Annotated in this window: 10 protein-coding genes and 2 tRNA genes; 5 read left to right on the top strand and 7 right to left on the bottom strand. The window is 49.0% G+C overall.

Features of this window, described 5'->3' with window-relative positions:
- Nucleotides 1-40 precede the first annotated feature (40 nt).
- The 3 genes from mscM to rsgA form a co-directional block, all read right to left on the bottom strand.
- On the bottom strand, nt 41-3,358 hold the full coding sequence (gene mscM / locus JFY74_18415; protein ID QQG28008.1) for a miniconductance mechanosensitive channel MscM: 3,318 nt from the start codon (nt 3,356-3,358) through the stop codon (nt 41-43).
- Nucleotides 3,359-3,413: 55 nt separating this feature from the next.
- Entirely contained in the window at nt 3,414-4,442 is a 1,029-nt protein-coding gene (psd, locus tag JFY74_18410; protein ID QQG28007.1) for a phosphatidylserine decarboxylase, read from the bottom strand.
- 141 nt (nt 4,443-4,583) lie between these two features.
- Nucleotides 4,584-5,633, bottom strand: a complete 1,050-nt coding sequence (gene rsgA, locus JFY74_18405; protein ID QQG28006.1) for a small ribosomal subunit biogenesis GTPase RsgA — start codon at nt 5,631-5,633, stop codon at nt 4,584-4,586.
- A gap of 183 nt (nt 5,634-5,816) precedes the next feature.
- On the opposite strand from rsgA, the gene orn reads away from it, so the two are divergent.
- From orn to JFY74_18385, 4 genes are all read left to right on the top strand, one after another.
- The gene (gene orn / locus JFY74_18400) at nt 5,817-6,359 is read left to right on the top strand and encodes an oligoribonuclease (protein ID QQG28005.1); all 543 of its coding nucleotides are present in this window, start codon (nt 5,817-5,819) and stop codon (nt 6,357-6,359) included.
- Nucleotides 6,360-6,579: 220 nt separating this feature from the next.
- Nucleotides 6,580-6,655: transfer RNA gene (locus JFY74_18395), tRNA-Gly, on the top strand.
- Nucleotides 6,656-6,731: 76 nt separating this feature from the next.
- Nucleotides 6,732-6,807 (top strand) — tRNA-Gly (locus JFY74_18390).
- A gap of 446 nt (nt 6,808-7,253) precedes the next feature.
- Nucleotides 7,254-7,799: a hypothetical protein gene (locus JFY74_18385; protein ID QQG28004.1), complete on the top strand. Its 546-nt coding sequence runs from the start codon at nt 7,254-7,256 to the stop codon at nt 7,797-7,799.
- Nucleotides 7,800-8,198: 399 nt separating this feature from the next.
- Here JFY74_18385 and JFY74_18380 read toward each other — a convergent pair whose 3' ends face one another.
- The 4 genes from JFY74_18380 to JFY74_18365 form a co-directional block, all read right to left on the bottom strand.
- The gene (locus tag JFY74_18380; protein ID QQG28003.1) at nt 8,199-8,792 is read right to left on the bottom strand and encodes an aminotransferase class III-fold pyridoxal phosphate-dependent enzyme; all 594 of its coding nucleotides are present in this window, start codon (nt 8,790-8,792) and stop codon (nt 8,199-8,201) included.
- On the bottom strand, nt 8,756-9,505 hold the full coding sequence (locus tag JFY74_18375; GenBank protein QQG28002.1) for an aminotransferase class III-fold pyridoxal phosphate-dependent enzyme: 750 nt from the start codon (nt 9,503-9,505) through the stop codon (nt 8,756-8,758). Before JFY74_18375 ends, JFY74_18380 begins: the two co-directional genes overlap by 37 nt.
- 93 nt (nt 9,506-9,598) lie before the next feature.
- Nucleotides 9,599-11,770, bottom strand: coding sequence for a hypothetical protein (locus tag JFY74_18370; protein ID QQG28001.1), 2,172 nt, complete (start codon nt 11,768-11,770; stop codon nt 9,599-9,601).
- A 637-nt stretch (nt 11,771-12,407) separates the two neighbouring features.
- A complete protein-coding gene (locus JFY74_18365; protein ID QQG28000.1) occupies nt 12,408-12,749 on the bottom strand; it encodes a hypothetical protein in 342 nt (113 codons plus the stop codon).
- 1,051 nt (nt 12,750-13,800) lie between these two features.
- Here JFY74_18365 and JFY74_18360 point away from each other — a divergent pair.
- Complete coding sequence (locus JFY74_18360) at nt 13,801-14,430, top strand: hypothetical protein (protein QQG27999.1); 630 nt, start codon at nt 13,801-13,803, stop codon at nt 14,428-14,430.
- The last annotated feature ends 82 nt before the right edge of the window (nt 14,431-14,512 follow it).

Raw genomic sequence — 14,512 nt, 5'->3', positions numbered from 1 at the left:
CAGGGCGGTGCCACATCTGGCTGCCGCCCGTTTTCCTTTCTTATAAGCTGCCCGGCTGCCGTGGCGTCAGCGTTTTTCCACTGCGCGACAGATTGTCCATTTTCACCTGGAACGGTGGGAAAGGAAGCTCCAGATTGTGTTTACGGTAGTTTTCCAGAATCAGCTGATGCAGTTCGTGACGCAGCGGCATACGGTGGCCCATTTCGGCGGCGAACACGCGCAGCTCGAAAATCTGGATGCCTTGTTGCAGGTCAACGAGGAAGGCTTCGGGCTCTGGCGTATCCAGAATCAGCGAACAGCGCTTCACTGCGTCCATCAGCAGTTCCGTGACTTCCTGACTGTTCGCGTTTGCGGGAGCAGGCACCGTCATCACAACACGCGTGACCGAATCTGACAGCGACCAGTTGATAAACTGCTCGGTGATAAAGGCCTTGTTCGGCACGATGATCTCTTTGCGATCCCAGTCTGAAATCGTGGTGGCACGGGTGTTAATCCGCATGACGCTACCCGTGAGATCGCGGATGGTGACCGTATCGCCGATACGGATCGGTTTCTCGAACAGGATGATCAGGCCGGAGATAAAGTTGGCGAAGATCTCCTGTAAACCGAATCCGAGCCCCACACCCAGTGCAGCAACCAGCCATTGCAGTTTCGACCATTCGATCCCGATCAACGAGAACCCCATCAGACAGCCGATCAGCATCAGAATATATTTGCTGATGGTGGTGATGGCGTAACCGCTGCCCGGCGATAGATCCAGATGCTGTAGAATCGCCAGCTCCAGCAGGGCGGGCAGGTTACGCACCAGCTGCGCGGTAATAATGAAGATCAGAATCGCGATCAGTACCGATCCCAGCGTAATCGCCTGTACGCTTTCCACGCCCTTGACCGTGCTGGAGACATCCCACAGGCTAATATTTTCCATGAACGCGAAGGCGGAATGAATTTCCGACCACAGTGCGATAACGGAAACCAGTGCGATCAGCGTTAGGATGGAACGCACCAGCTGCAAGGATTTGGCGCTGATGGCGTCCAGATCGACAACGGGTTCTTCCACCGCTTCCGAACTGCTTTCATGGGATGATGCAGACGGCGTGTCTTCCTCACCTTTGGCACGCTGCGCCAGAATTTCCGAACGTCGCTGTTTGGCGCGATCGAAGGCGATGCGGCGTCGCTGAATTAACATCCAGCGGCGAATAATGTGGTAAACCACCAGCAGGAAGAACCAGATAGAGACGGAGGTTTCCAGACGGGCTAGCAGCGCCTGTGCGGTTGCCAGATAGCCGATGCAGGAGGCTAGTGCGGCAACGAGCGGCATGGCGATCAGGATGTTCCACATCGCACGGTTAACGGAGTTTTCCCCCGAGCCTTCTTTATCCAGATACAGCGGGATACCCGCGCGTTTTAATCCGGTTGTGACCAAACTCAACGCCATACAAAGCAGGATGAAACAGAGCCGCCCGAGCGTGCTAGAGAACTCGCGATCGTTGAGCTTATCGAAAGTAATTAGCGCCATAATCAGCGGCACGATAAAGGCGATGGAGAGACGATAGTAGCGCATCGCTCTGGCTACGCGCTCCGGCGACCAGCGGAAGTGGATAATGAACAGCCCCTGCGGATGCGAGAATGAGGCACTGATCATCACCAGCCACATCAGCGGCACGGTGGCGGTCACGCTGTCGCCGATAGCGACAGCAATCGGGTAAGGCCAAGCGTTTTGCAGCCCGTATCCCAGAGCGGCCCAGAGCACTGGCAGCGGCAGAGCGGTAAGGATGGACCAGAACACGGTACGCAGCGTCAGCATAAAGTGATCGAGCGTGACCTTGCCGACGCGGCTGCTGGCGCGCTCCATAAACGCATGATAGTGGCGACGTGAGCTGATACTAAAACCAACCAGCAGCAGTGCGCCCAGCAGCGGCAGCACGGTTTCCTGACTGGTTACCATCATCACCAGCGCGCCACCCAGCTGCGTCAGCGTATCTAATGACAACAGGCGCGTCAGATCCTGTACCAACTTGAGCGGATAGGCGAACGTTACGGGGTTGACATCCGCAACCCAGAACAGGTCGCGATGGGCTGCTTCCCGTGTTTCGGTTAGCGCATCCGCTAGTTGGTTATTGGCGACTTTGAGCTTGGTCAGTTCTAGTATCTGTGTATCACAGCCGGATATCAGTGACGTCAGCAGGTCGCGTTGGGTTCGCATCTGATCGGCCAGAATACGCTGCTGTGCGCTGGTCAGCGGATCGCCGTTATCCAGTTTGGCATTATCAAGATCTTGCGGTTTGTTGATCAGGTCCTCAAAGTGCAAGCGCTGTACGCGCAGCTGCGCCATGTCACTATCCAGTAGCTGAGGTTTGGGCATTTCCGGCAGGCGGGCAATTTGCGCCCGTAGCGTTTCTCCCAATATCGGTGACACGCCGAGCCACTGTGCCTGCTCGCGGATGGTGCTCAGCGCCTGGCGAACCTGAATGGTGTGCGTGGCTGCCTGACGCTGCTGAGAAGCGATAAGATCCATCCGCTGCGCCTGTTGGTTCAGTGCGACGGATAGCTCGCGGTTAACTTGTAGCTGCTTGCTGATGACGCTGGGTAAGTCGCCACTTTGTTCCGCCAGAAGCTCTGTACGTTCTAATGCTTGCTCGGCTTCGCGCTGGCGCAGATTGTTGAGTCTGCTGCGTAAATTTTGTTGCAGCAGATCCAGCCTGTCGTGACGCTTTTTATATAGTTCGACGCGTAGCCGGGACAGCTCTTGACGATTGCTGGCTGAAAGCTGCGCCAGCTCCAGTTCGTCCACTCGGCTTTTGCGCAGTGAGGATTCGGCCTGAAGCGCAGTGAGTTGTGCTTGTCCCAGTGGGGTCGCAGGTGTGCCGAGCGATTGAATACGGCGTTCCGCCTCACTTTGCATGCGGCTGGCTTCAGTTTGCTGCTGCGGAAGCTGGCTCAGTGAATCGCCGATTTCACGCAGCCGGTCCTGTTCCTGCTGGAGCTGGCGAGCTTGTTCCAACAGCTGGCTGCTCGTTTGCAGCAGTTGCTGTTCAAGATCGTTACTGGAGAGACTCTCTGGAATAGACGAAGGCTTGCCGTCTTCGGCATTAAGCTGGCGGCGCAGTTCCTGAACCAGCTTGGGGAAATCATCAATAACGCGCTGATACTGTGTGGCGCGCTCCTGCGCCTCTTTACGATCCTGTAAAGTATTCAGTGCCGCCTGATATTCTTCAACGATTTTTGCCTGATCGGCCGCGCCTTTGTTGGCTTCCGCTTGCTGCAACTGCTGGCGTAACTGCGCCTCATTGGGCGCAGTGGCAGCCAACGCGGCAGTTGATAATAAACATCCCAAAAGAAAAGTCAGAATCAGACGCACGTTAGCTACCTTATTGCAAACAACAATCTTACAAACGACCAAGGTCGGCCGTTATTTACGGCGCGTCGGGCTTGTGTCTCGTCTGGCCGGATGCGTCTGCCGCAGGATTTTTCGCCTCAGCCTGAGCTGACTCAGACGGTGCAGCGGCAGGTGATAGTGCAGACTCATGTGTTTCCAGCTCGGTTCCTTCCGGGAAGACGACAGACGCTTGCTCATCTTGGCGTATTTCGGCAAACGGTTCACCCATGCGGGTCACACTCATGGTATTCAGATGTGCGGCAAACTGGAGATCATTGCCTGCGGCAAACAGGTTAATCACGGTTGAACCCAGTTTGAAGCGACCCATTTCCTCGCCTTTCGCCAGCACGACTGCGCCTTCTTCACCCGCCTGCGGGTAAGTCCAACGCTTGATGATGCCTTCACGCGGTGGCGTGACCACGCCTGACCATACGGTTTCGATGCTGCCAACAATGGTTGCGCCCACCAGAATCTGTGCCAATGGACCGAATTCAGTATCAAACAGGCAAATGACGCGCTCGTTACGAGCAAACAGGTTCGGCACGTTATCCGCCGTCAACAGATTGACGGAGAATAGGTCGCCCGGTACGTAAATCATTTCGCGTAGCACGCCATCACACGGCATGTGAAGGCGGTGATAATCACGTGGCGACAGGTAAATGGTTGCGAACAGGCCATCGCGGAACAGGTCGGCCATCATGTAGTTGCCTGCCAGCAATGCTTCCAGCGTGTAGTCGTGGTTCTTTGCCTGAATCAGCTTGCTGTCGGTAATCGAACCAAACTGCGACAGCACGCCGTCAGCGGGCTGCACCAGACGATGCGCATGAGGATCGACTGGGCGAATGCCAGGACGCAACGGGCGAACGAAAAATTCGTTAAACGTGCGATAGGATGCGGTATCCGGCTGCAATGCTTCCTGCATGTTGACGTTGTATTGGCGGACAAACAGATCGATCACCAGCTTGGTGAGTCTTCCCGCACGCTTATTCGCTCCCCAGCCCGCTAAGCGGGTCAGCCAGATCTTGGGAAGCCAATACTGTAATTTGATTTTGATATTATCCAGCACTGTGAGCCTCTTGGATTAATAGTGCGCCATGAATGTTTCCGCCGGTTAGTATGACAGAGCTGTCAGCGGTATCCCGGCGAACGGTGGGCTGCGTTGCTCACCAATAAAGGGTGCGCATTGTAACGATGGTCATGATAAATGTCAGTTATCTGTATCCGAAAAGCCTTTACGCGTTTTTACTTGCGCCATGCTCTCCAGAATCCGGTGATAGTTATCAAAGCGCTCTGTGGCAATCTCGCCGCGCGCAAGTGCGGCATTGATCGCGCAGCCTGGATCGTTTTCATGTTTACAGTCGCGGAACTTACACGAGCCGATGTGTTTACGTAACTCAATGAAACCACTCGTCACTTGTTCAGGCTCCAGATGCCACAGACCAAATTCCCGCACGCCCGGTGAGTCGATCACGTCGCCGCCGTGCGGGAAGTGATAAAGCCGAGAGGCGGTGGTGGTGTGTTGCCCCAATCCTGAGTTATCAGAAACCTCATTCACCAGAATGCGTTCTTCACCCAGTGCGAGCAGCGCATTAAGCAGGCTGGATTTCCCGACACCTGACTGTCCGGCGAAAATACTGATACGGTCAGTGAGTGCCTGCTCCAGTTCAGGGATACCCTGTTGAGTATGGCTGGAAACCATCAGCACGCGATAGTCGAGGGCGCGGTAGATATCCATTTGTTTATCAACAAACTGGCGGGATTTGTCATCCAGCAGGTCAATTTTGTTCAGCACGATCAGCGGGTCTATCTCCAGCGTTTCGCAGGCGACCAGATAGCGATCGATAATGTTCAGCGACAGCTCAGGCAAGATCGCTGAGACGATCACGATCTGATCGATATTGGCGGCGATCGGTTTAATGCCATCGTAATAGTCGGGGCGGGTCAGGACGGAATGGCGAGGGTGAACGGCTTCCACGATCCCGCTGATGCCAGCGAGTGATTCATGGCCGGGTCGCCAGACGACGCGGTCGCCCGTGACCAGCGATGAAATGGTCCGACGAATGTTGCAGCGGCGCACCACACCATCGGTGGCTTCGACATCGGCGTGCATACCGAATCGGCTGATGATAATACCTTCCTGCGCATCGCCCAGTTGGCTATCTTCCCATTCGACTTTGCTTTCCGTTTTTTTCAGGCGACGCTGGTGGTTTGCGCTAACCCGACGCTGCTGACCTTTCGACAGTTTTTTTTTGCTCACTGAGCCTCACTTAAGACGATTTATCGTTCACGACAGCGGGTTATCGCTCGCCGCGTTTGAACAGACTATAATACACCCTATTTGATTTTAATTAACTGATACCACCTTATCGGTATCAGCATTGAGATTGATACTGGTATCCTTGCCTCGACGACAGGGCACAATGCAACAGGAATTCCCACGATGGTAGATGAAAATAACCTGATCTGGATCGATCTCGAAATGACTGGTCTGAACCCGGATCACGATCGCATCATTGAGATCGCAACGCTGGTGACGGATGCAAACTTGAATGTGTTGGCCGAAGGACCGGTAATGACGGTGCACCAGTCAGATAGCCAGTTGGCACTGATGGATGACTGGAATGTGCGTACGCACGGTGCCAGCGGCCTGACGGATCGCGTCAAAGCCAGCACGACAGATGAACGCGCTGCTGAGCTGGAAACGTTGGCGTTTCTACAAAAATGGGTACCAGCGGGTAAATCACCAATCTGTGGCAACAGCATCGGTCAGGATCGCCGCTTCCTGTTCCGCTATATGCCAGAGCTGGAAGCTTACTTCCACTATCGCTATCTGGATGTCAGCACGCTCAAAGAACTGGCGCGACGCTGGAAGCCAGAAATCCTGACGGGTTTTAAGAAGCAAGGCACGCATCAGGCGATGGACGATATTCGCGAATCACTGGCGGAATTGGCCTATTACCGTGAGAACTTTCTGCGACTGTAGTTGGTTGGTGACGCAAAACGTGCAGTGCGTGATGTCCAGCTATCTGCTGCTATTTACGCCATAACGCCTGTTTTGTCAGCGCATTGTTTTTTTTATCAGCAGTCAGACAATTTTTCATTTTTGGGGGCTTGCGGTTAAACGGATTTCTCGTATAATGCGCACCCCATACCGATGAAGAATTTCAATTAAAGAACGTCAACATCGTATGAAAGTTTCCCGAGCGGGAATAGCTCAGTTGGTAGAGCACGACCTTGCCAAGGTCGGGGTCGCGAGTTCGAGTCTCGTTTCCCGCTCCAAGTTTTCTCACGGTTTGTCACCATACAAACCGTGTGCAGTAGTCAGACGTAACACCTGTTATTGTCTATCCAATATGCGGGAATAGCTCAGTTGGTAGAGCACGACCTTGCCAAGGTCGGGGTCGCGAGTTCGAGTCTCGTTTCCCGCTCCAAATTTTTAGTATCCCACCCTGATTCAGTATCCTTTTTTATGATGTGTAATGCACATTAAACGACTTCTTCTTTTTTCACACTTCATTGCGTAGAAACATGTACTGTATGCTGAACGCTTTCTCAAGGTTGAGCATTGATATCGTAGATAAATAAATTTACTAAATACTTAGCTTGATCATATTTATTTATGATTTTTATTTTTTATCGATTTGATTTTGACGTAATATTAATATTTGACTATGTTTATAACCAGAATGAATTTATAAAATTCACATCATTTAAAATGATATTGATTGTTATTGTCTTTTTCAGTGGTTTTTCTCTTTTAATTTATCTGAGAAGTATTATTTAAATTTCATGAGGTACTCCGGCTAGTTATTTAATAATTAACGGATTCTTATCATGAATCATATGGTTATCCCTAAAGATAAAAGAGGATGGAAAAATGAATGCAATGAATAATACGATTTTACATATTGTAGCAACGGCGACTCTAGTGATGAGCAGTTTTGCTCAAGCTGATGATATGGCAAAAGCACATACCGGAAAAGAGCAAGTTGAATTAAAACATATTCATGCTGTACTGCAAAACGGAACGCCCAGCCCTCAGCACGATACGATGTGTGAGAAACAGCTTAATATGCCTGAATCTAAATACGTTGGCATGAAAGTGACAACAGAATATAACATTAATACCCAGTCAATGATGATGTCAGCAAAATCCATGTTCCCTTCGCCACACAGTACGCAACCAATGGAGTTAACGGCCGATTTGTCCGCTTTGGGGCTATCTGATAGCTATTCATTTGGTGCATTTAGTCCCAGTGTTTTACCTGAAGCTAATGTTCTTTTCTCTCTTGATAAAAAAATGAAAAATCCTGTTAGCACTTTCATGATTATTAATAAAAATGAAAGTTACAATTGTGTTATTAGCAGTTCAACACATGGGTTAAGTAAAAATGAGATAAAAAGCATTGAAATGAAGAAATAATAATTTTTATTTTCTACCGTAGATTACAGGCAATCATCTGCAATCTACGGTTATTCACCGGACAATCAAGTTTAGTGAGCAAAGGCTCAATGTCGTCGGTATAGCTCTGATCCATCTGGGTTGCCAGTGTCGATCATAACGTTACTATTATTTAGTATCCTGATCGTGATTAATTACGCTCCTTTAAGAAAAACACCCCGCCAGCGTGATGCTTACAGGGTGCGGTCGTCGATCTCATTAATCTGGAAATTTAACGTTCCCAGATTTTTCATACTATTGGGATCGGTCTATGGCTTCTTAACCGATCGATATCAGGTAGTTAGGCTTTTTTAGTAGAATCCATCTCTCTCCTGAATGGCTAATCTATTGCAACGTTTTGGGGGGCGGGGTTCATCTGACTTATGATTCAAAGGTTGATAGCTCCTCGCATACCTTACTCAGTGCCCTAACAAAGGTGTCAGCTTCTTCCAGTGATAAAATCAACGGTGGCTGTATGCGCATCACGCGGTTGTTATTTGCTGTCACGAAGGTCAGCATATGATGCTCTTTGGAAAGCTTGGTCATAATTCTCAGTACGAACATGTCCGCCAGTGTGGACTCCAATGCCTTTATTGTGGCTTCCAGCTGTTTCCGCAGGAGCGTGGCATTCTCGGCCAGATTTTCACGTTCGATTACATCCGGCGCCGCCATCGCGGCAGCGGCGGCAAAGTTACCCCCGCCAAACGTCGATGTGTGGAGCGCGAAACGATCGATATTGCCATAGGCTCGCTGCCAAACGTGCTTTGATGATAGTGTCGCCCCAATAGGGATAAGGCCACCAGATAGGGACTTTGATTGCACCATGATGTCGGGAGAAACTTCCTCCCACTGGCAGGCGAACATTATTCCAGTACGACCAAGCCCTGTCTGAATTTCGTCGAGAATCCATAGACACTCATGCTCGGAACATAGTGCTCTCACGGCGTTAAGATAACCATTTGGCGGTATAACCACGCCCCTTCACCCTGCATAGGTTCCATGATAAAGGCTGCGATGTCTCCTTTTTGTAGTCTGGCTTGCAAGGCTACGACATCACCAAACGGAATTTCCTCACAGCGGGGTAACAGAGGCTCGAATACCTGCCGATGTTTCGCTCGTCCTGTTACGGACAACGCTCCCAGCGTTTTACCGTGATAACCGTTGGTGCAATAGAGCAGTGTTGGTTTATCACTGGCTGCTAGCGCTAATTTTAACGCAGCTTCCACAGCTTCTGTGCCCGAGTTGCTCAGGAACACACGTTCCAGCCCATCAGGCGCAAGTGCCGCTAAACGTTTCGCCAGCAGGCTGGCGTGAAGCGGTGCAGACAGGTACTGGACAAAGGTGGGGTGCTGCTGCGCCAGATATTGTTGCAGATTGGCTGCAATATCTGGATGGTTATGCCCAGTATTGAGGCAGCCATAGCCTGCCACAAAGTCCAGATAATGCTGCCCATCCAGATCCGTCAGCCAGCCGCCTTGTCCGTGGCTGAAAAACCGCTCGACATGGTTGAAAGCATAAAACTCTCGTAGAACGGGGTTGATGTGTTCCCCGAAGAATCTCAGCACTTCTTCACGAAGGTGTTCAGGGTTTAGTTCACGATCATCGGGGATTGTGTTTCGTTGCTTGCCATGGAATCGACGTAGTTCGTTGAGTTTCACTTCATCCACATTTTCACCGCGACTTGACATAGGACGGGGCAGAAAGCCATGCCGTTCGGCAATCCGGCCAATCTCCAGAACCCGTTCGACTGGCAGCTCCCGACCAATCGAGAACGGTTCGGCCTAGCCTTCCAGAGCCAAAATGATGGTCTCTGCCAGGCAACCGTTGAGATTACGTTTGGGATCCAATCCTAATGTCATCGCACCGAAGCTGACGGCATCGGTTGCCGAGACTAATCCACCATCAATCACCAGAATGTCATCACGAGTTTCCCAACCCTTTTGGCAGGGCACCATTGCCCGGGCGCCATCGCCGATGAAAGCTAAAATATTGTGCTCGTTCTTCAGGGCGATATAGGGTAAGGACATCAGGCCATCCCCCATTAATGCGCGGCCATACCAGCCGGAGAAACCAGGATCGGTACGTGGTACATTACGGATAGCTGATAAGCTGCAACGACCCACATCGTAGATCCCTGTATACCGGTAGCCGTGGTTCTCAATAAGTTCGGTGATGAGTTGGCCGAGCTTGTGGAAGAAGTGATTGGATGTCATTGGCATTGTCTCGATCATATTGCTTGGCAGCGCTGTCGGCAGCTGCCGCAGCCGCTTAAGGCGAGCCTGACGACAAGATAATACGGCGTTGTCTATTTGCAGACGAGGTTCCAGGTAGTCTAGAAAATCAGATAGCTGAATATCCATCCCCAGATCGGTAAAGGGGGAAATGTGTACTGGGTTTCGGTTAACCTGAGCGATACGAAAATTACGTTTGAGCTTACCTTCGGAGTAAGGCGTTGCTGACTGTTCAACTTTACCTTTTAAGAAAAACAGCCAAGTCGTACCTTCTCCTTCTTCGGCTGGTGTTTCCAGAAACTCATAGACGGCACGGTTGAAGCCATACATGGAAAGTGTACCTAGGTAGTTCTCCACTGGAACCCCATTACTATAAGCAGACACACTTCCGGGATGAATGATGCTGTCAACGAGTCCTATACCAGCACGCTCTGCCAGTGCCAGGATGCGTTTGCGTTCTCCATCAGTAAGCCGCCCGCAGTGCCACAGAATGCGGGTGTTATCATGTTTGATGGTTGACACTGCCTGATCCATTTGTTCGCGCTGCTGTGCGGAAAGTTTCTCCTCCCTGAAAATGGGGGGGGGGGGAATCTCGATTGTGAGATTGTCCGCTTGTGATTCAAGTACGTTTTGCGTGGCTAAAACAAAGGTAGGTGCCGGGCGTTCATCCAGTGAGCGAAAAGCGCTTTCCAAGCTGGTTGGCAATTCATTGGGCGTGCGAATGAAGCAGTACCATAAGCCACGGGCGGCAATAACCTCATGCCCGTCATTGTCGGCATCAAGCGTCCCCTGAAACGGATACCAAATGGTTTGTGGCGAATCTGCGCAGACAATCAGGCCAGGTGCGGCAGCACGTTTGAGGTTTGCTAATGTACAGCGTGCTTCGTCGATCATACCGGATGTTATTGCAATCACATAAGCACGCCCATATAGCTGCCATCCCGCTAGTGTGCTGACGGTAAGCGCGTGCTCATTGTTACCCGTCAGACAGCGGTTTCCTGAACCGTGAAGTAATGTTTTCATAGAGTCAATGAACCCTGCCACCATTGACCCGGTGTAGAAGTGAAAGTCCCATTGCTCTCCCCAGCGCTCGGTCATATGACGATAAATTGTCTGCGCTAATATCCCCGGGCTTTCAGTTTTTTGGCAAGCACGTACTAGCAGGCGATTGAAGTGTGCATGTTCAAGATGGTCTAACACCAAGCGAAGGATATCGGCTCTCCGTTGCCACGGGCAGTTGTGAAGTATCCTGACTAATCGATTTCTTCCCAGCCTGCACATCCATTTCCCCAGAAGCTCCTCTTTGCAGAGCAACATGGCTGAGCATGGTGAAAATCGCGACTCAGATGATCTTTGTGTGAATTGAGTAAAGGGATCTTCTGAACCATGCAAATCTTCATGGTGTGTATCCAATAACACGTATTCGATAGGCGGTGGTGGATGATGTGCTGTCATCGCATGATTGGCCATTGCTATTGAATCAAAGCGCTGCAACGCCAGTGATAACGTTTTGTCACGCCGTTGTGATGATAGGTATTGACTTGCCTGGGACAGAATCCGTCGATAAGGCAGACAGGTTCCGTCTGACGATATACTGGCAGGTACACCAATATTGCCACAGAGCAAGTTATTGACACTCTTCAATACGACATCCAAGTCTTGTGTTAATTCGTCGTCTTGGCTAACCAGACAAACGCCAATGGTTTGTATGTCTTGCCGCATAAGCAGGTACTCCTCTTTTTTTGGTTGCTGCTAATGACATTAATCTTTTTAAGATCACAATTTCCCTTGGCTCAGTCTTCAATTGACGTAAACGGAAGTGATGTTTTCCGTGACGTCTTAGAATAAAATAATTAACTAAAACAGCATGATATGTCACCAAATTGATGCGCCGTCAATCCGGTGGCGTAGAAATGCTATCTGACAGCAGAACATCGCAATGGTTTTTTATTATATATTTTCACTGCCTTTTATAGGCGACATGATTCCTAGCGAAAATATATCTTCGCCTCTAAGGTTTAGTTTATTTTTTATTATAAATTGCGAATGTTATTTATAGCTGATGCTGATGAAATGGCAATGAGCTAGATGAGTTTTTTACCTTTTCGTGCTTTATATTGAATAGTATGATAATAATGAATGAGTAATTAAATTTTTATCAGGGTTTTATTCACAACTATGTCTTGATTATTTAAATTGACAAGGCTAAATGTCTAACATGGCGATACTCGGTAGTCAAAAATAATAAAAAATCCATCAATAAATGGAAAGGAATTTAACTAACCGGAAAAATGCATTAGATTCGCCTTCGATAGTCATTTTTGAGAATAGTAAACGATAGTCACAGCAATATAGCATTTCAAAAGAGACATAAGGCTCGCCCCCTTCCTATTGAAAGGCCATTTCCGGCATTCTCATCGAGATAAAAATAGTTTTTAAAAACAATATTCAGCTTTTTATTATGATAACCAATAACATAATCTTTCTCATAAAAATGAAAGTCGGTCGGATCGCCGACTAACTCGCATCCTTGGGAAACCAGTTCTAGCGGAGAAAAATCCTTAAGCCGAAAAATGTCTGGATGCCGAATGGTCGATTCTTTCTTATATCTGATAAAGAGATTAAAGAAAGATATTTTCAACATTGTTTTATCACTGGCTGCCTGCTTTGCCGTCGGGGCAACGCTTGCGTTGATCCTCACCTACAATCACGCATAATCGATGTCTACTACACCGTGGAACAGACTATTGACACTATCATTCCTCGTCGTGCTTTTGGGGGTTAACTGTGTGCTGACAGCCGCGAAGCCCGTCCCTGTGAAGAAACGATTCATTGATGCGGAGTAACCTGCATTTATGAAATACCACCGTTTCCTGTTTGATCTGTACTGCATAGGTAGCTACTGGTTCAATGCTGGTGGAGCCCCTACAAGGTCACACGCCTTAGGAGGCACGGAGAACGGCTTTGATGCAGACATTAACATTCGACCTTTTGCCCGGTGGTGATAAATATTTTCACGTTAGAAAGCATGCTTTTCTTGTTACATGAAGCCGAGTACCATTCAATGAATACGGGTATATACCCGTCATACTTCAAGCTGCATGTGCGTTGGCTACGCTACTCGGCCCACTTTCGTGGACCTCGCCCCGTTGGGGCCGCTGCAAGCAGCGTTCAAATCTGCCCTTGGCAGATTTGTCACTCACCCGAATCACTTACGTGAGTAAGCTCATCGGGATGAGGGAGAGACATCCTGTCACTCACCGAAGGCCAGCCGTTGGCTGGTCAAATTCGTTCCCGACGAATTTGTCCCTCGCTTGCCGCGTTATTCGGCCTTATGGCCTCACCCCTTCGGGGTCAGCGCAAGCGCTGTTCAAAAACGCCTTGCCGTTTTTGTCCTGCAACTCGAATTTTCAATGTTATCTAATTATATAATGAGAGGGGGGCTAACAGGTTTGAAGTAAGGCTTTTTATTGAATATTTCAAATAAAAGATGGAGGTAAATATGTTTTGTTAATAGGGGGGGGTATATTATTGAATATGTTGTGGTGATTTTTATTTTTCAAAGGTTAATTTGGGGGGTTATTATTTATTTTCCTATTTAATAGGGGGGTGTTTTTTAAATTTTAAAACACATTTGCAAAGCTCAAGATTATTGACAATAATTAAATTGTTAATTCTGGTAGAGGATATGTTTTTACGTTGTCTTTAACTACCGTTCCCATATCTCATTTATACTGAAAGGAAATAAATTCATGTCTTCCTATCGTGTTTCTGTGTCAAATGAAAGTGGTGCTGCAGCAAACATTGCCATCTATCAAACTTACCCTAATATCACTAGTGGTTTTCCCCTGATCTGGTTACGGCAAACGGTCAACGATGGAAATACCAATGTCTACAGTTGGTCTGTCGATTGGGCGCTGAATTGGGGGACAACTGACCAGCCCTTGGCTCCGGGGGTTCAATGGCGTTCTGGTGGGCCGATGCAAAACATGGACCCTACAACGTCCAGCGGATACAACGCGATGGGAATCCGTTACTCCGGTGATCAGTTCCAAACACTGCCTTTGGCGCACTATAATAAAGACGTACCTAGTGGCAGTATGTTAATAAGTACAGACACATCATTTACCGTAAGAGACTCAAATGCGTTGAGTATTGCTATTTACATGAATTCTTTGCCAGCATTTGCTATGCAAGGTAAACCAAATGGGAATTTCATGTTTAATGCACGTCCAGTCTATTGGATTTGTTGCACTGACTCAAAACAGGGTGTTGCTGTCCAAGGTACATTTGTTAGCAGTCCAACTCAGCTTTCCTTCCCTGATGGGGTAACCTCGTTAAATTTCAAACTCAATGAAACGTTGAAATTTATCAAAAACTAATATTTTAGCTTTCTTCGGAAAAAATAGAGCCTCATTATGCATGAATAAGTATCCTCTTGGTGTAGCTGGGGACGTGTGCGTT

Origin of the sequence: Pectobacterium carotovorum, from assembly GCA_016415585.1 — a bacterium.
GTDB lineage: Bacteria > Pseudomonadota > Gammaproteobacteria > Enterobacterales > Enterobacteriaceae > Pectobacterium > Pectobacterium carotovorum_K.
The sequence above is the reverse complement of the archived record's forward strand: the minus strand, read 5'-3'. Positions and strand labels throughout refer to the sequence as shown.